We start from the raw sequence: 18019 nt of genomic DNA, 5'->3' as shown, positions 1-18019 counted from the left end.
CAATTGTTTTTAAGTAGCGTTTTACTCGTCAATCGGACAAAAAAAACGGCAACTTATCTCTAAGTTGCCGTTTTTTACTTTATAAAATACTAATTTTTTAGTCTTGGGTCAGTACCCATTCTCCATTTTCTATTAACGGTTCAGCCTGTTTGTATTTGACTGTTTTGCTTTCGCCCGACATTACATTTTTAATGGTAACCCTATCGTTACGGCCTATTTTAGGTCTTTCGCGGACTATAGTTTCTGTAACCTGTGGGCGTTGACCCTGCGTTTGCCCTGCAGCCCTGTTTTGGGCGGCCAGCTCATCACTATTAGGTATTTCTTCTTTACTTGTTTTAAGATTCTCCTTAGGTCTGCTTACGTTTCTAGCTTCCTGAATCTGGTTTGGGTTCTCACTAGGTAATTCTCCTTTAAACAAAAAGGATACAACTTCTTTGTTTACCTTATCTATCATTTCCTTAAAAAGTTCAAAAGCTTCGAACTTATAAATCAGTAGTGGATCTTTTTGCTCATGAACGGCCAACTGAACAGATTGTTTCAGCTCATCCATTTTGCGCAAATGAGTTTTCCAAGAATCATCTATAATGGCCAAGGTAATATTCTTTTCAAAATCCGTTACCAGCTCCTTACCATTACTCTCGTAAGCACTTTCTAGATTCGTAACAACATTAAGTGTTTTGATACCATCCGTAAACGGCACAACAATACGCTCAAATTTATTGGCGCTATCTTCATAAACCTTTTTTATAACAGGAAAGGCCGTAGCGGCATTACGCTCCATTTTTTCTTGATAGTGCTTATATGCGGTAGTATAGACTTTGTTGGCGATTTCTTGAACACTCATTTTACCAAAATCACCTTCTGAAATAGGAGATGTAATGGAAAAATATTTGATAAGTTCAAACTCAAAATTCTTGAAATCGCTAGCCGCTTTGTTCGTGTCAGAAATAACTTCACAAGTGTCATACACCATATTGGCAATATCAACTTTTAGTCGCTCTCCTTGTATGGCATGACGTCTTCTTTTGTACACAACCTCACGTTGTGCGTTCATTACATCATCATACTCCAACAAACGCTTACGAACTCCAAAGTTATTTTCCTCAACTTTTTTCTGAGCACGTTCAATAGATTTAGTCATCATGGAATGCTGAATAACTTCACCATCTTCCAAGCCCATTTTATCCATCATCTTGGCAACACGGTCGGAACCGAACAAACGCATTAAATTATCTTCTAGGGATACATAGAACTGGGAACTCCCTGGGTCTCCTTGACGACCGGAACGACCTCTCAACTGCCTATCTACACGTCTGGAATCATGTCTTTCCGTACCAATAATGGCTAGACCACCAGATTTTTTTACCTCGTTACTTAACTTGATATCCGTACCACGACCGGCCATGTTGGTTGCTATGGTTACAACACCAGGATTACCGGCCTCTGCAACTACATCTGCTTCTTTCTTATGGAGTTTTGCGTTTAGAACGTTATGGTTAACTTTTCTTATGGCTAACATACGCGATAATAATTCAGATATCTCAACCGAAGTAGTACCTATCAATACCGGTCTGCCTGCTTGAGAAAGTTTAGTGACTTCATCAATAATGGCATTATATTTTTCACGCTTGGTCTTGTAAATCAGGTCATGTCTATCATCACGGGCAATAGGTCTGTTGGTTGGTATTTCCATAACATCCAACTCATATATTTCCCAGAACTCACCAGCTTCGGTAACGGCCGTACCAGTCATACCTGAAAGCTTGTTGTACATTCTAAAATAGTTCTGCAAAGTAACAGTTGCAAAAGTTTGAGTAAGTGCCTCAATTTTTACGTTTTCCTTTGCTTCAATAGCTTGGTGAAGACCATCTGAATAGCGACGACCGTCCATTATACGACCGGTCTGCTCATCAACTATCATGACCTTGTTATCCATTACTACATATTCCACATCTTTTTCAAAAAGTGTGTAAGCCTTTAAAAGTTGGCTCATGGTATGGATACGTTCACTCTTTACACCAAATTCCTTAAAAAGCTCTTCTTTAAGCTCGGCTTCTTTTTCAATATCAAGATTTTGGTTTTCTATTTTCGCGATTTCACCACCAATATCGGGCATTACAAAGAAGTCTCTATTTTGCTCACCAGAGATATAGTTCACCCCTTTTTCCGTAAGTTCTATCTGATTATTCTTTTCATCAATAACAAATAAAAGATCTTCATCTACAACAGGCATTTCCCTATTGTTGTCTTGCATATAATAGTTCTCCGTTTTTTGAAGCAATTGTTTTACTCCTTCTTCACTTAAGAACTTAATAAGTGCCTTATTTTTCGGTAGCCCTCTGTGTACCCTCAACAATAGAAAACCACCATCTTTGGAATTTCCTTCTTGGATAAGCTTCTTGGCTTCTGCCAAAACCCCTGTTAGGTGATGTCTTTGTTGAGTTACAATATCAGCAACTTTAGGTTTAAGCTCATTAAATTCGTGACGGTCTCCTTCTGGTACTGGACCTGATATGATCAAAGGTGTACGGGCATCATCAACCAAAACCGAATCTACCTCATCTACAATAGCATAGTGGTGTGGGCGCTGTACTAAGTCTTTTGGCGTATGTGCCATATTATCTCTTAGGTAGTCAAAACCAAATTCGTTATTGGTACCATAAGTAATATCTGCATTATAAGCAGCTCTTCTTCCTTCTGAGTTAGGCCGATGATGGTCAATACAATCTACCGAAAGACCATGAAACTCAAAAATTGGAGCCATCCAAGCGCTATCTCTCTTTGCCAAATAATCATTTACAGTAACCAAGTGTGCTCCATGACCCGCAAGCGCGTTAAGGTATAAAGGTAATGTTGCTACTAAGGTTTTACCTTCACCGGTTTGCATTTCTGCAATTTTACCTTGGTGTAGTGCAATACCACCTATTAACTGCACGTCATAATGAATCATATCCCATGTAACCTCTTTACCGGCGGCATTCCATGAGTTTTTCCAAATAGCATAATCGCCATCTAGGTTTACATAATCTTTTGACCCCGATAATTCACGGTCATATTCTGAAGCAGTAACTTGTAGAGTTGGATTTTGAGCAAATCTTTTTGCCGTTTCTTTTACTACGGCAAAGGCTACTGGTAAAATCTCACTAAGTGTCTTCTCGCTTACTTTATATGACTCTTCCTTAAGTTTATCTATTTCAGCGTAAATATCTTCGTTCTTATCAATATCCGTAGACGTTTTCACTTCTTCTTCTAATTCACTTATTTTTTTAGTGAATTCGCTGATGTCTTCCGCTATTTTAAGCTTAAAGGTCTTAGTCTTATCACGAAGTTCATCATGACTTAATCCTTCCAATTGCTTTTCAAAAGATCGTACTTGTTCTACAAGTGGTTGTAGTTCTTTAACGTCTTTCTCAGATTTATCACCTACGAATACTTTTAATATCGAATTTAAAAAACTCATTTTTAGCTATTTAGTATTTAGACCGCATTTAAGAAATTGGTTGCGGTAGGGCACTATATTCACAATGTACATAAAGCGTACTTCTTTGCAAAAGGTATTCCAGTTTGAAGTATATGTACATTTTACCTAAATGCCTGTCAAAATTACATAAAAAAAAAGCCTCGATAGAGACTTTTTTGTTTCAATTAACGTAATATTTCTAATATTCGTCCTCGTTCCAGAGATAATCTTCTTCTGTTGGGTAGTCTGGCCAGATTTCTTCGATGGATTCGTAAATCTCACCGCCTTCTTCTTCCATAGACTGAAGGTTCTCGACCACTTCAAGGGGCGCACCGGTACGTATTGAATAATCTATCAATTCGTCTTTTGTTGCGGGCCAGGGTGCATCACTTAAATATGATGCTAATTCTAATGTCCAATACATTTCAGTTGTTCGATTTAATTTTTTGCAAAAATAATTTTTATAACCATATAGCCAAGGAAATCAGGCTTTTTTATTACTATTATTTTTGTATTAATAGTTTGATAACGAATAATTAAACAAATTATTAGAGAAATTCCAAATTAAACTAAAGCAAATATTAAATATTTACTTCCTAGTTGTCTTTTTCTGTAGCTTCTGGAATCCATTTTATTTCTTCTGCTTGTAAGTTTTCCGACAATTTCCGTGCCAATACAAATAAATAGTCGGAGAGCCTATTTAAAAATAACAGAACGTTATCGTTGAAAGGTTCGTTTTCATAAAGAAGTGTACTCATGCGCTCTGCCCTCCGGCAAACGGTTCTTGTTATATGACAGTATGACACTGTGGTATGTCCGCCAGGTAGAATAAAATGTGTCATTTGGGGTAGATCCTTATCCATAGCATCAATTTCCTTCTCAAGTAATTCAATGTCTACGGTTTTAATTTCCGCAATATTCAAACGTTTTTTACCATTTTTAAGGATTGCTTTTTCAGGATCAGTTGCTAGAATTGCTCCTACTACAAATAGTTTTTCTTGAATTTTAGTTAAGATTTTTTTGGATCTATTATCTATATCTTGATCTCTAACAAGGCCTATCCACGAGTTGAGTTCATCTACCGTGCCATAGCATTCTATTCTAACATGATGTTTTTTAACCCGTGTACCTCCAATAAGGGCGGTAGTTCCTTTATCACCTGTTTTGGTGTATATTTTCATAGTAAGCGGTTTAGAAGGTGTCCAGTAGCTGTGATTATCGCTTCTATTCTTCTTTATCCTTTTTGTTTATTTTCTTCCGGTCGTAATTGTCCATGAATTTACGACTTTTGCGATCTTTTGCTTGTCTACGGTTATTCATGGATGTTAAGATATATACGACAGCTAAAACTCCTAGAATTATATAAATAGTATATTTCTGCATAATTGCAATTTAATCTAAAATTAGCGTTTATATCCGAATTCTAAAATGCTCCTTTGCTTGTTCCTTTCTAAAAAAAACAGCTCCGCAAAAAAATAGGTCTACAGTAACTGTGATTTTTTCATCCTGTTTTAGTGCTTCCCAAACTGCTCTGTTTTCATTGGACTTATAAATACCATCTATTAAAAGCAATGTGTTGTTGTTAAAATTCTTGGCGTCAGTTAAAACCATTTGAATTTTAACAATGTCCTTTTCTAAAATATAAAATACATCTGCTCCTTGGGATACGAATTCAATATTTGGAAATTCTTTATGTATTCTTGTTTTAATAACTGCTTCTGAGCTAGAAAGCTGAACTTTCTCTACATTGAAGTAAGCGATACTTTTTAAAAGAACATCCAAGTTTTTTGAGCTGCTATACTGATTTTTACTGTAAAGACCCTTCGTAACATAACCATATATAAAAGGGGAGTGTACTCCATGTTGATTGGTTGCCGTTAATAAGAATTTTAGATATTTAAATAAATGTAGCACTGGTAACAGGTTGTTGTTTTATCCAAATAAGTTGCAGAGGAACTTTATATTTATTTATTCTTCCAATAAAGCGGAAAGTTCAAACCAACGTTCGGTTTTAGCATCAATAGCTTCATTTATTTCTTTTAATTCTATAGAAAGTTTATCTATGTCCTCACCGCTAAGGGAACTATCTGCAAATTTGTTCTGAACAGTAATTTTTTTCGTTTCTAATTTCTTAATATCCTTCTCCAAATTATTGTACTCTTTCTGCTCCAGATAAGTAAGTTTGGTTTTAGAGTTACTTTGTTTCTGCTCTGTCTTCGTGGTAGTTGCTTCCTTTGCATTGGCTTTCTCCTCTCTACTTTCTATTACTTTACTGTCTTCGTAGGTTCTAAAATCAGAATAGTTCCCAGGAAAATCCTCTATAACGGCATTTCCTCTAAATATAAAAAGGTGATCCACAATTTTATCCATGAAATACCGGTCGTGAGAGACCACGATTAAACATCCGGGGAAGTCTAGGAGAAAACTTTCTAGAACGTTCAACGTAACGATATCCAAATCGTTGGTAGGTTCATCTAGGATTAAAAAATTAGGATTCTGAATGAGAATAGTACATAAATACAAACGTTTTCTTTCTCCTCCACTTAGTTTATCAACAAAATCATATTGTTTTTTTCGGTCAAAAAGAAAACGCTCCAGTAACTGTTGTGCGGAAATTTGTCGCCCTTTCATAAGGGGAATGAAATCTCCAAACTCACGGATTACATCAATTACCTTTTGACCTTCTTTAATATTGATTCCTTTTTGGGTATAATAACCAAATTTAATAGTGTCGCCCACAACCACCTTTCCAGAATCTGGCTGGTCCGAGCCGGTTACAATATTTAAAAATGTAGATTTTCCCGTACCGTTTTTTCCAATAATCCCAATACGTTCTCCTTTTGTGAACGTATAATCAAACTTATCTAAAATAGGTTTTCCAGGATATGATTTTACAAGTTTGTGCAGTTCCAAAATTTTGCTGCCCACGCGTTCCATATTTATTTCTAGCTGAACCTCATGATCATTTCTACGTTGGCTGGCTTTTTCTTTTATAATACTAAAATCGTCTATTCGTGATTTTGATTTAGTGGTACGCGCTTTGGGTTGCTTGCGCATCCATTCTAATTCTTTTTTGAAAAGACGCTCGGATTTATGCTGCTCTACGGATTCTTGTTCAATACGGGCCTCTCTTTTATCTAGATAGTAAGAATAATTGCCCTTGTAAGGATATAGCTGGCCGTTCTCTAGTTCTATAATCTCATTACAAACTCTTTCCAAAAAGTATCTGTCATGCGTTACCATAAAGAGACTTATGTTCTCTTTGGCAAAATATTCTTCTAACCATTCGATCATCTCAAGATCTAAGTGGTTGGTAGGTTCATCAAGAACCAATAGATCTGGCTTGTTAATGATAGCATTGGCCAGTGATAAGCGTTTTTTCTGTCCACCGGAAAGTAAACCCACCTTAGCACTTAGATCATCTAGTTTTAATTTATAAAGTATTTGCTTGTAGAGTGTTTCAAAATCCCATGCATCAAACCGGTCCATTGCTTCAAAAGCTGTTTGATATGCATCTGCATCTTCCGTATTATGCAATGCTTTTTCATAGGCGTTTATCACTTGGAGTATTTCGTTGTCCGAAGCAAAAATAGTTTGTTCTACCGTTAAATCAGGGTCAAAATCTGGCTCTTGGTCCAAAAAAGAAACACGAATGCCTTTACGGTAATTGACCTGACCGGAATCTGGACTGTCCAAACCGGACATAATATTAAGAATGGAAGTTTTTCCTGTACCGTTTTTGGCTATCAGAGCAATTTTTTGGCCTTTATTGATGCCAAAAGAAAGGTCTTTGAACAGTACACGCTCTCCATATGATTTTGAAATATTCTCAACAGTAAGTAAGTTCATGCAATTATGCGATTTTTGGCTTATGGTACGACCAGAATAAAAATAAATATCGTGCAATTAAGGCTGCCCAAATAGCTAGTATTAAAGGCGAGAAAAGTTGAACCCCGAACATCCAAAGAATGGCGGAAACAAGGATCAAAACACCAAGAAAAATAGCATATTTGGCAATCCAGTTAGGACCCTTTTTTTGCGCAACTACAAAAGCAATAATTAAATTTGGCGGAAACGCCCAAAGTATATTTAAGTTACCGGCGGTTGCACTATGATCTGTAAAGAACCATAGAAAAATAATTAGCAAGCCTATTAATCCTGTGCTAAAAAAAAGAATAAAGTCTAACCACCTTCTTCGTGTATTATTTTTAAAATCAAAATAAGTTAGAACAAGTATTACAATTAGAATGAGAATTAACCAGAGCTCCGGAGAAGCCATAAAACCAGAAGCATTATCATTTGGTTTAGCTTCCAAGAGTAGTTTGGCTTCGGATACCAATGGTTTGCGGTTTATTTGGGCAACACTTAATTGTTGCATAACATATTCCGGCAAAAACATATGCTCTTTAGGGCTAGCAGAATCGTCTATTATAGAGCCCAGGGCTAAATCAATACCAAAGCCCGACCAAGAATTTATCCTTACTTTTTGCCTAATCAGTTGGCGATGAGTGTGCAGTTCTTTTAGATAATTTTCATCAAAAACAAGCTTGTCTCCATATACCTCTTTAAGTATATCCCATATCTTAGTGGCACAGTTATTATAGAAAAAATCATATTTATAATCTCTGTTTTCTGGTAGGTAATTGGTCTCTAGAAAATTAAAAAGATCTTGACGTTCGGGAAGTGTTAACTGTAATGTTTGACTTTCAACCCATCTGTTTTCATAATCGTATTCCTTTAGAAAATACGGAAAACTTTGTCTGGCAAGGGTATAATCTAACTTTCCTCGAGCAAATTTCATGTAGAAATTTGGTGTAGTGAAGTCAAAAGTACCGTAATTGTATATGGCATTTATACCTAAATTTGAATCTTCAATATGAATGGCACTATGTCCAAAGGTGGAGTATAATTCGCTACCAGGGCCACAGGTAATAATACTTATTTTTGATAACGGGGTCAATTCAGGAGCTTGGGCAAAGCCCATAACTGAAAAGCTGAAAAGTAATAGGAAGAGTAATTTTTTCAATTGCATTTCTGGTTTTACTGAATTTTGTTGCGCAAATATCCGAATAAATAATGGTCTGACCTGATTGATGTTAAATTGTGTTATTTTTACGCAAAAGCAAATGATTTCATGAAAAAGTATATTCCTAACCTAATTACGCTATTAAATGTTTTCTGCGGATGTATTGCCACGGTTTTTGCAGTCTCTAGCCAATTGGAAATGGCAGCATTGTTCGTTTGTTTAGGGATTTTCTTTGATTTTTTTGATGGATTGGCGGCAAGAATGCTACGCGTTCAAAGTGAGCTTGGAGTGCAATTAGATTCTTTGGCGGACATGATTACTAGTGGTCTAGTTCCGGGAATAGTAATGTTTCAATTATTAGGAATGTCTACGAATGGTGGTTGGAATGCTAGCGATGGTCCTATTTTTACTTTTGAGGGTATATCTGGTTTACTTCCTTTTCTTGGTTTTCTAATAACCCTTGGTTCGGCATATAGATTGGCGAAGTTTAATATTGATGAAAACCAGGTTTCTTCTTTTGTAGGTTTACCAACTCCCGCAAATGCACTTTTAATTCTTTCCCTGCCATTAATATTATTGTATCAGAATAATGATGCTTTAAATGGTATTATTTTAAACGAATGGTTTCTGATTTTTATGACCGTAGTAAGTACTTATCTGCTAAATGCAAATATTGAGCTGTTCGCATTAAAATTCAAAACTTGGAATTTTAAGGACAATGCGCTGCGCTATATTTTTCTTGTCGTAAGTGCGGTACTTTTATTGACACTGAAGTTTTTGGCCGTGCCTTTTATCATCGTATTTTATGTGGTAGCCTCTTTAGTATCTAATCTAGGAACTTCTAAAAGTTAAATTTAGAAGTCAAGTTTCTTTTTACGAAGCTCAAAATTCTGTCCTAGATATACTTTACGAACCATTTCATCTGCTGCCAAATCTTCGGGAATACCTGATTTTAATATACCGCCTTCGAACATAAGATATGACCTTTCGGTAATGGCCAAAGTTTCTTGTACGTTGTGATCGGTAATTAGAATACCGATATTTTTATCTTTCAGTTGAGCAACTATACGTTGTATGTCTTCCACCGCAACAGGATCCACACCTGCAAAAGGTTCATCCAGTAGAATAAACTTAGGGTCGGTTGCAAGTGCACGAGCAATTTCCGTACGTCTACGCTCTCCACCGGAAAGTAAATCACCTCTACTTTTTCTTATGTGGCCCAAGCTAAACTCTTCAATAAGAGACTCCATTTTCATGAGCTGTTCTTTCTTGCTGAGTTTGGTAAGCTGTAGTACACTAAGAATATTCTTTTCTATACTTAATTTTCTAAAAACCGAAGCTTCTTGCGCAAGATACCCAATACCGTTCTGTGCTCTTTTGTACATGGGGTAGTTGGTAATATCCGTTCCGTCTAAGTAAATCTTTCCGCCGTTAGGCTTTATTAGACCAACGATCATATAAAAGGAAGTGGTCTTGCCTGCGCCATTAGGTCCTAATAATCCAATGATTTCCCCCTGGTTTACTTCTAAAGAAATACCTTTTACCACTTTTCTGCCGCGGTAGGATTTCATTATATTTTCAGCTCTTAACTTCATCTTAGAGATTTCGTATTATAGGTTTTGGTAATCATTAATTTATGGTTACCGAAAATTAAAGAAACGGGAAACTTTTGGAATAGCCGTGCGTTTACGTTTTCTTTAACCCTTTTTCTTTTGCTTTTCTTTCTCGTTTAGCTTCTTTTTTAAGTACTATTTTTGATATGTAAATACTTATTTGGTATAGAAATATCACTGGTACTGCAACAATAATCTGGCTGGTTACATCTGGAGGTGTGATTACCGCAGATAAAATCAAAACCACAACCAAGGCAATCTTTCTATATTTTTTAAGTATTTCGGGTGTAACAACACCCACTTTGGTTAAAAAGTAAATGATTATGGGGAGTTCAAAAAGAACTCCACAGGCAATTACAGCTGTTCTAACGGTGCTAATATATGAGTCCAGGTCAAATTCATTAAGAACGATTTCACTTACTTGATAGGTTCCTAGAAAGTTTATGGATAATGGAGCTACTACATAGTATCCAAAAAGGACACCCATGAAAAAAAGAAAAGAAGCGATAAAAATGAATCCTTTAGAGTGTCTTCTTTCGTTAGGGTGAAGCCCTGGGCTAATAAATTTCCAAAGTTCATATAATACGTAGGGAAAGCCTACAATAAAACCAACCCAAATGGCGGTCCAGATATCGGCAGAAAACTGTCCGCCCATAGTTCGGCTCTGTATGGTAAACGGAAGTTTTTCAGCACAAAAGGCAGAGGTAAAATCCAAACGGGTGGCAATATCACAAAACAACCGGTACGTTGGGAAATCCATTTTAGATGGCCCGAAAATCACAGTATCAAAAATAAAACCACTCATTACAAATGCCACTGTAGCTAAAATAATAACAGCTAAGACCGATCGTATTAAATGCCATCTCAGTTCTTCTAAATGGTCTAAAAACGACATTTCGTCGGGAGACTTCGTATTTTGGTTTGCCATTATAATATACCTTCGTTGATCAAGTTGTGCAAATGTACAACACCCATGTATTTTTTGCCGTCTACACCTAATAATTGTGAGATACCTTTTTCTTGCATTAATTCTAGAGCTTCAATAGCCAGAACATCTACAGAAATAGTCTTGGGGTTTTTACTCATAATATCTTTTGCGGTAAGGCCGCTTATGTTGTCATATTTGTTAAGCATACGCCTAATATCGCCGTCTGTTACAATACCAACTATTTCATTGCCTTCCGTAACTGCCGTTACGCCCAACATCTTTTCTGAAATTTCAACGATTACCTTTTTTACCTCTGCATCAACATGAACCTGAGGTTTTTGGTTGGCTCCAACAATATCGGAAACTCTCAAGTACAAGCGTTTCCCTAAAGATCCGCCAGGATGATATTTGGCAAAATCCTTACTGCCGAAGCCTTTCAATTTTAATAAGCATATGGCTAGGGCATCACCCATAACCAATTGTGCCGTAGTACTTGTGGTAGGAGCCAAGTTGTTAGGGCAAGCTTCCTTCTCTACAAAAGTGTTCAAGACAAAATGGGCTTCTTTAGCTAAGTAAGATTCCGTATTTCCGGTCATGGCAATTAATTTATTGGTTCCTCTTTTTATAAGTGGGATCAACATTTTTATTTCCGGAGTGCTCCCACTTTTAGAAATACATATAACTACATCGTTTTCTTGAATGGTTCCAAGGTCTCCATGGATGGCATCGCCGGCATGCATAAAAATTGCGGGGGTTCCAGTAGAGTTGAGTGTTGCTACGATTTTAGAAGCAATTATGGCGCTTTTACCTATTCCGGAAACGATGACTCTGCCTTTAGCTTCAAGAATACAATTTACCGCATCTGAAAAATCCTCGTTTAACAAAGTGCTTAAATTACCTATGGAAGCACTTTCTGATTCTATCGTTTTCTTGGCTACCGCAAGAATAGCTTTGCTATCTTTCAAACTATAAGAAGGGTTAAAATTCTATTGTTTTTATATGCTCGTAATCGATAAATACGGGCTTTTTAAATAAAACTATCCTAAAACCAGAATAGTTTATAAAACTTTGTTTTATATTTAAGTTTACAAAATTACATAATCTTGACGTATAGCTAATTTAATACACTTAAATATATTTTGACTAAATTAGAGTCCCCCGTAACAAAAAGTATGATATTCCAACAATTGAGATACAGCTATCTAAAGTTTTTTACGAAATATGGCAAAAGATAAGAATGTTTTGAAAAAAACTGATTTGCATGCTTCGCTAAAAAAACATTTCGGTTTTTCCGAGTTCAAAGGTTTACAAGAAGGAGTTGTAACAAGCCTTTTACAAGGAAACAATACATTTGCTATTATGCCTACGGGTGGTGGCAAGTCACTTTGTTTTCAACTTCCAGCTTTAATGACAGAAGGTACGGCCATTGTGGTTTCGCCTTTAATAGCGTTAATGAAGAATCAGGTAGATGCCATTAGAGGTATATCTGCTGATTATGGTATTGCCCATGTCCTTAACTCTTCTTTGACCAAAACAGAGATAAGACAGGTAAAGCAGGATATTACGGATGGTGTTACTAAACTTCTGTATGTTGCACCGGAATCGTTGACGAAAGAAGAATATATTGAATTCCTTCAATCTGTAAAGCTATCCTTTGTAGCCGTAGATGAGGCTCATTGTATCTCTGAATGGGGTCATGATTTTAGGCCTGAATATAGGAATTTGAGAAATATCGTTAATAGGTTAGATGAGAATATTCCCATTATAGCACTCACTGCAACTGCTACTCCAAAAGTTCAGGAAGACATTATAAAAAATTTGGGCATAACAGATGCCACTACTTTTAAAGCTTCCTTTAATAGGCCAAACCTTTTTTATGAGGTGCGCCCAAAAACGGCTAATGTAGATTCTGACATTATTCGTTTTGTAAAGAAAAACAGTGGAAAATCCGGAATTATATATTGTTTGAGCAGAAAGCGTGTGGAAGAATTGGCACAGGTGCTCCAGGTAAATGGTGTTAGTGCAGTACCTTATCACGCAGGTTTTGACGCAAAAACCCGTTCAAAATATCAAGATATGTTCTTGATGGAAGATGTAGATGTGGTAGTTGCGACTATTGCTTTTGGAATGGGAATAGATAAACCAGATGTACGTTTTGTAATTCATCATGATATACCCAAGAGTATTGAGAGTTACTATCAAGAAACGGGTAGGGCTGGTAGAGATGATGGCGAAGGGCATTGTTTGGCATTTTATGCATACAAGGATATAGAGAAACTGGAAAAATTCATGTCTAACAAACCTGTTGCCGAGCAGGAAATAGGAAATGCACTGTTACAGGAGGTTGTTGCTTATGCGGAAACTTCCATGTCTCGTAGAAAATTTATGCTCCATTATTTTGGAGAAGAATTTGATGAGGTAAATGGAAATGGGGCAGATATGGATGATAATACCAGAAACCCGAAAGAAAAGGAAGAGGCCAAAGACAACGTGATAAAACTTATTAAGGTAGTAATGGCTACTCATGAAAAGTTTAAGTCAAAAGAAATTGTACGAACGCTATTAGGTAAAGTAAATGCGTTGATTACATCGCATAAAACAGATGAAAAAGCCGAATTTGGAATAGGTTCGGATAAGGATAAAGAGTACTGGATGGCATTAATACGCCAGACATTGGTTGCAGGTCTTCTCAAAAAAGAAATAGAGCAATATGGAATTCTACGAGTAACCGAACAAGGTAAAAAATATCTAGAAGCTCCGGAATCTTTTATGATGACTATTGATCATACTTATACTAAAGAGGGCAATGATGCCATTGTTAGCGCTTCAAAAGGCGGTGTGTCTGATGAAAAGTTGTTAAAACAACTAAAAGATCTACGTAAGAGTCAAGCCAATAAACTTGGAGTGCCTCCGTTTGTTGTTTTTCAAGATCCTTCTTTGGAGGATATGGCAATGAAATATCCTGTTTCTCTAGAGGAACTTACTACTATTTATGGAGTAGGAGAGGGAAAGGCGAAGAAATACGGGAAACCTTTTATTTCTTTCATCTCTAGTTATGTTGAGGAAAATGAAATTATTAGACCAGATGATTTAGTGGTTAAAAGTACAGGGGCCAATTCTGCTCTTAAGCTTTATATCATACAAAATGTTGACCGTAAACTTCCTTTAAGCGATATTGCATCAGCAAAGGGAATTGAGATTCCACAGCTCATTAAGGAAATGGAACAGATTGTTTTTAGCGGAACAAAGCTAAATCTGGATTATTGGATTGATGAGGTGCTTGATGAAGACCAACAAGAAGAAATTCATGATTATTTCTTAGAAGCCGAAACAGATGATCTGGAGGACGCTATGAAGGAATTTGATGGGGATTACGAAGACGAAGAACTTCGCTTATACCGATTGAAATTTATTAGTGAGGTAGCGAATTGATAATACATCCAAGACTTTAATATTGATAAGCAGAATAGGAAACATTTTTAAGTGTTTTTATTCTGCTTAATTTTTTAGTATATAATTTTCTATAGCACAGCATTTTCCAGAAGCTTTAAGCTCATATCTTTAGTATTCATTTGGGCATAAATTCCAATAGGAAATGTAAAGTTGTTTTCTACATGTCCAAAACTCATACCGTAAACGGCGGGAATTCCTAAAGGTTTAATACGGTCTAAGATTACTTCTTTTAAAGAAAAAGAAATAGGGTTTGTAGAAGTATTGCAGCCAGCACAAACACCAAAAACAATACCTGCGGCGTTTTTAAAAGTTTTTCCTTCAATTAATTGGGTGAGCATACGGTCTATGCGGTATGGAGCTTCTTCCACATCTTCTATACACACTATGGTATCTGTAAAGTCTATTTCATGTGGTGTGCCCATTAATGCGTTAATGAGGGTAAGGCTACCTCCAACTATTTTTCCTTCTGCAGTTCCTTCAGTAATGGAATATCTTTCAAATTCTGGATTGGTAGATAATTCGGGCAGTATAATATCTATATTTTGTATTTCTAAGTTATGTTTTGGAAACATAACTACCTTTTCTAGTTGACTTATGCTGTAAGGGTCATTCATAGTGCTACCAACTGGACCATGAAAGGTAACGAGCCCTGTTTCTTGATATATACCGTTTAAAAGTGCAGTAATATCACTAAAGCCAATAAAAGTCTTTGGGTTTGCTTTAATGTTTTCATAATCTATCATTTGCATGATTCGGGTGCACCCGTAACCACCACGTGCACAAATGATTCCATCAATTTTTGGGTCAGCAAACATTTCATTTAGGTCTTTGGCCCGTTCTTCATCGGTATTACTTAAGTAGCCGTAGTTACCTATAATTCTATTGGTATGATAAGGTTTGAAACCCATTGACCTTAGCGTCTTTTTAGCTTCTTCCAAAATGGAGGACTTAATGGCGTAACCAGGAGCGATTAGCCCAATAGTGTCTCCCTTTTTCAACCGTTTAGGTTTAATCAAGGTGTTCTCTAAGTTAAGGTTACTGTTTGCTATGCCAAGATTTGGCAACAAGGTTGCCGCTGTGCCCGTTAATGCTGTGCCTATAAATTGTCTTCTATTGGTCATACGTTTAGTTTAATGATATGAATTTAAATAGAATCATAAAAAAATCGGCCATTTGGCCGATTTTAAAAATAATTATTTGGATTTCCCTTTAAGGAATAGAAGTTCCTCCATCGGAATTTGCTCTTCTAAGTTGACGCTGAATTTTTTTAATAGCAGATTCAATAGATTTCTCCGGCTCAATAATATTGTATTGTCCCCAAAAATCTGGGTCCGCAAAGCCTATTGCTTCATCACTTAGAATAATAGAGGTCTTTATTCTATCTTTCGCTTTAGGAAATTCAGCTGCCATATTCTTCTTCCAGTCGGTAACAGCCATTTCGCAAGTCATGCTATAGATAGAATTAAAAAGCCGCTTGTCCCAATTGACTTTAAACTCCAAGAGTACATTGCTATATGAATAGTACCATTTACCGTTCTTTTCGCGGTAATCTACTCTATAGGCAACGTCTGTTGGCCATACTTGTGCATTTCTTGGTTTCCTTCTAACAAACAGTCTTGCAGCCAAAACTTTGTCCGTAATATTAAGGCTATAAATGGCACTGGTAAGAATTTTGTTTTCTGCATCTATATACAATTTGCCTTTGTACAAAGGATCAATGACCTGAGAATTTTGCTCAAAATTAATAACGTAGACTAATTTATCGTTCACGCGGGTAGAATGGTCAAATTTAAAAACATAATAGTCCAATGTTTCCGGAGAGAAAATGTATTCAGGATACTTCATGATGTCTACAAAAAGAGCATTAAAAGGACCTCCTTGCAGTTTTAAAGCTACCGTATCTAACTTATCATAGTCGGTACTTTTTCTAGCTTTATATAATTTAACTCCATCTTTTTTAAGAGAAGTATACGGGGTTTTGTAAATGTTTACAACAGCTTCGGACAGAGATACATTTTTTCTACGCTTTTTTATTGTTTCTCTGTAAAAGGCGGTCATTAGGGTAGGGTCATCAAAATAATTCTCTCCTTTCTTCTTGAGAACATCGCGAACAAGAGCTTCAGCATCTTGTGGTACTTCAATGTTTACACCAGGAAGTTCGGTTATGGAGATGGTCATCAATATTTTATTCCTGTCCTTGCTAAGCTCTGTTAAAGAGATGGTTCTGGTACTATATCCTAAAAATGATACAATGACATTAGCATCAGAAATAGCTTTAGGAATCTTTAAAGAGAATTCACCTTCCGCATTAGTAATTGTGCTGATATTGGATTCTTCTATTGCCAGTGATGCAAAAACTAAAGGTTTTTTAGTTTTAGAATCTAGAACTTCACCCTTGTAAAGGTTATATTCTATTTCTTGATCTGCATCATCTTGGTAGAAAGCAGAAGCGTCCTGTATACCGGTTAATAGGCCCAAGAACGTTATAAAGAATGCCGTAAACATAAATTTTTTAATATGCTTTTTTCGATTTTGTATCATGACGTTATATTTTAAGGGCATGTTTTTTTCGTGTTCTCTCTAAGTTAGTGATTTTTAGCTAAATACAGTCTTAAAAACGAATTAATATTATATAATTTAACTAAAGGTATAAATCATTGAAGAATAGAATATTTACGTATTGTAAATACAGTGGCTGCCATGTTAAAAATCAGAAAAATAATTTTAATCGAAAGAAATTATATTTTATGAATGCGTTTTGGATGAAGATGAAACAAGCCTATTTATTTCTTCTAGCTCAGCTTTCGTAATGTCCCGCCATTTACCAGCGGGAATATCAAGCTTTACATTCATGATACGAATACGTTTAAGACGCTTTACATTGTAATCCAAATGTTCGCACATGCGTCTAATTTGCCGGTTTAGACCTTGTGTCAAAATAATCTTGAATTCGTATTTGCCAATTTGCTCTACTTTACATTTACGGGTTACCGTATCCAGAATAGGAACGCCGTTTTGCATCCGTTCTATAAAGTCTTGAGTAATGGCACGATCAACCGTAACCAAATATTCCTTCTCATGATGGTTACGAGCGCGTAGAATTTTATTTACTATATCACCATCATTGGTAAGGAAGATTAGTCCTTCGCTGGGCTTGTCCAGTCTGCCAATGGGGAAAATACGTTTGGGGTAATTAATGAAATCAATAATGTTGTCTTTTTCAACTCTGGTATCCGTTGTACATACAATACCAACAGGCTTGTTAAAAGCTAGATACACTGGTTTTTCATTTGGCTCTGAAATAAGCTTGCCATCTACATGTACTTCATCACCTTCGCTGATTTTGGTGCCCATTTCAGGAACCTTCCCGTTAATAGTAACACGACCTTGGTCAATTAATTTGTCAGCTGCACGGCGTGAACAATAGCCAACTTCACTTAAATATTTATTTATCCGGGTTTGTTTGGGTTCCTGCACGCTTATATATTTTGAGAATGCAAATTTACAGGATTCTAGAATGGAATACTAAAAAGAAATAT

At 36.2% G+C, this 18019-nt stretch carries 15 protein-coding genes; 2 read left to right on the top strand and 13 right to left on the bottom strand.

All coding sequences use genetic code 11. The features are described 5' to 3' along the window. Window positions 1-97: 97 nt before the first annotated feature. From secA to KO521_RS00390, 7 genes are all read right to left on the bottom strand, one after another. Window positions 98-3460, bottom strand: coding sequence for a preprotein translocase subunit SecA (gene secA / locus KO521_RS00420; RefSeq protein ID WP_215937951.1), 3363 nt, complete (start codon window positions 3458-3460; stop codon window positions 98-100). A 199-nt stretch (window positions 3461-3659) separates the two neighbouring features. Continuing rightward, window positions 3660-3884 carry a DUF2795 domain-containing protein gene (locus KO521_RS00415; protein WP_013994285.1) on the bottom strand — a complete coding sequence of 75 codons (225 nt, stop codon included), beginning with the start codon at window positions 3882-3884 and terminating at the stop codon, window positions 3660-3662. A gap of 172 nt (window positions 3885-4056) precedes the next feature. Beyond that, entirely contained in the window at window positions 4057-4641 is a 585-nt protein-coding gene (locus KO521_RS00410; RefSeq protein WP_215937950.1) for a cob(I)yrinic acid a,c-diamide adenosyltransferase, read from the bottom strand. Window positions 4642-4684: 43 nt separating this feature from the next. Next, window positions 4685-4843, bottom strand: coding sequence for a hypothetical protein (locus tag KO521_RS00405; RefSeq protein ID WP_215937949.1), 159 nt, complete (start codon window positions 4841-4843; stop codon window positions 4685-4687). 27 nt (window positions 4844-4870) lie between these two features. Continuing rightward, the gene (locus KO521_RS00400; RefSeq protein WP_215937948.1) at window positions 4871-5374 is read right to left on the bottom strand and encodes a hypothetical protein; all 504 of its coding nucleotides are present in this window, start codon (window positions 5372-5374) and stop codon (window positions 4871-4873) included. A 54-nt stretch (window positions 5375-5428) separates the two neighbouring features. Then, window positions 5429-7309: an ABC-F family ATP-binding cassette domain-containing protein gene (locus KO521_RS00395; RefSeq protein ID WP_215937947.1), complete on the bottom strand. Its 1881-nt coding sequence runs from the start codon at window positions 7307-7309 to the stop codon at window positions 5429-5431. A 4-nt stretch (window positions 7310-7313) separates the two neighbouring features. Further along, complete coding sequence (locus KO521_RS00390) at window positions 7314-8492, bottom strand: Lnb N-terminal periplasmic domain-containing protein (RefSeq protein ID WP_215937946.1); 1179 nt, start codon at window positions 8490-8492, stop codon at window positions 7314-7316. A gap of 102 nt (window positions 8493-8594) precedes the next feature. Between KO521_RS00390 and KO521_RS00385 the strand changes: the two genes are divergently transcribed. Beyond that, window positions 8595-9338 (top strand): CDP-alcohol phosphatidyltransferase family protein, encoded by a 744-nt coding sequence (locus tag KO521_RS00385; RefSeq protein ID WP_215937945.1) that lies wholly within the window; start codon window positions 8595-8597, stop codon window positions 9336-9338. A gap of 2 nt (window positions 9339-9340) precedes the next feature. Here the strand turns inward: KO521_RS00385 and lptB are convergent, their stop codons facing one another. The 3 genes from lptB to KO521_RS00370 all read right to left on the bottom strand — a co-directional run bounded on the left by lptB (window position 9341) and on the right by KO521_RS00370 (window position 11992). Further along, the gene (gene lptB, locus KO521_RS00380) at window positions 9341-10081 is read right to left on the bottom strand and encodes an LPS export ABC transporter ATP-binding protein (RefSeq protein ID WP_215937944.1); all 741 of its coding nucleotides are present in this window, start codon (window positions 10079-10081) and stop codon (window positions 9341-9343) included. Window positions 10082-10172: 91 nt separating this feature from the next. Beyond that, entirely contained in the window at window positions 10173-11027 is an 855-nt protein-coding gene (gene tatC, locus KO521_RS00375; protein ID WP_215937943.1) for a twin-arginine translocase subunit TatC, read from the bottom strand. Beyond that, window positions 11027-11992: a KpsF/GutQ family sugar-phosphate isomerase gene (locus KO521_RS00370; RefSeq protein ID WP_215937942.1), complete on the bottom strand. Its 966-nt coding sequence runs from the start codon at window positions 11990-11992 to the stop codon at window positions 11027-11029. The genes tatC and KO521_RS00370 overlap by 1 nt, the downstream gene beginning before the upstream one ends. 256 nt (window positions 11993-12248) lie before the next feature. Here KO521_RS00370 and KO521_RS00365 point away from each other — a divergent pair, with 256 nt between their 5' ends. Next, a complete protein-coding gene (locus KO521_RS00365; RefSeq protein ID WP_215937941.1) occupies window positions 12249-14459 on the top strand; it encodes a RecQ family ATP-dependent DNA helicase in 2211 nt (736 codons plus the stop codon). Window positions 14460-14548: 89 nt separating this feature from the next. Here the strand turns inward: KO521_RS00365 and KO521_RS00360 are convergent, their stop codons facing one another. The 3 genes from KO521_RS00360 to rluF all read right to left on the bottom strand — a co-directional run bounded on the left by KO521_RS00360 (window position 14549) and on the right by rluF (window position 17957). Next, the gene (locus tag KO521_RS00360) at window positions 14549-15601 is read right to left on the bottom strand and encodes a S66 peptidase family protein (RefSeq protein ID WP_215937940.1); all 1053 of its coding nucleotides are present in this window, start codon (window positions 15599-15601) and stop codon (window positions 14549-14551) included. A gap of 88 nt (window positions 15602-15689) precedes the next feature. Continuing rightward, window positions 15690-17021 (bottom strand): carboxypeptidase-like regulatory domain-containing protein, encoded by a 1332-nt coding sequence (locus KO521_RS00355; RefSeq protein ID WP_252729801.1) that lies wholly within the window; start codon window positions 17019-17021, stop codon window positions 15690-15692. 204 nt (window positions 17022-17225) lie between these two features. Beyond that, window positions 17226-17957 carry a 23S rRNA pseudouridine(2604) synthase RluF gene (gene rluF / locus KO521_RS00350; protein ID WP_215937938.1) on the bottom strand — a complete coding sequence of 244 codons (732 nt, stop codon included), beginning with the start codon at window positions 17955-17957 and terminating at the stop codon, window positions 17226-17228. Window positions 17958-18019: the final 62 nt, after the last annotated feature.

It is taken from the genome of Zobellia uliginosa, assembly GCF_018860745.1.
Classification (GTDB): Bacteria; Bacteroidota; Bacteroidia; order Flavobacteriales; family Flavobacteriaceae; genus Zobellia; species Zobellia uliginosa_B.
This window is presented reverse-complemented; position numbering and strand designations above follow the sequence as displayed.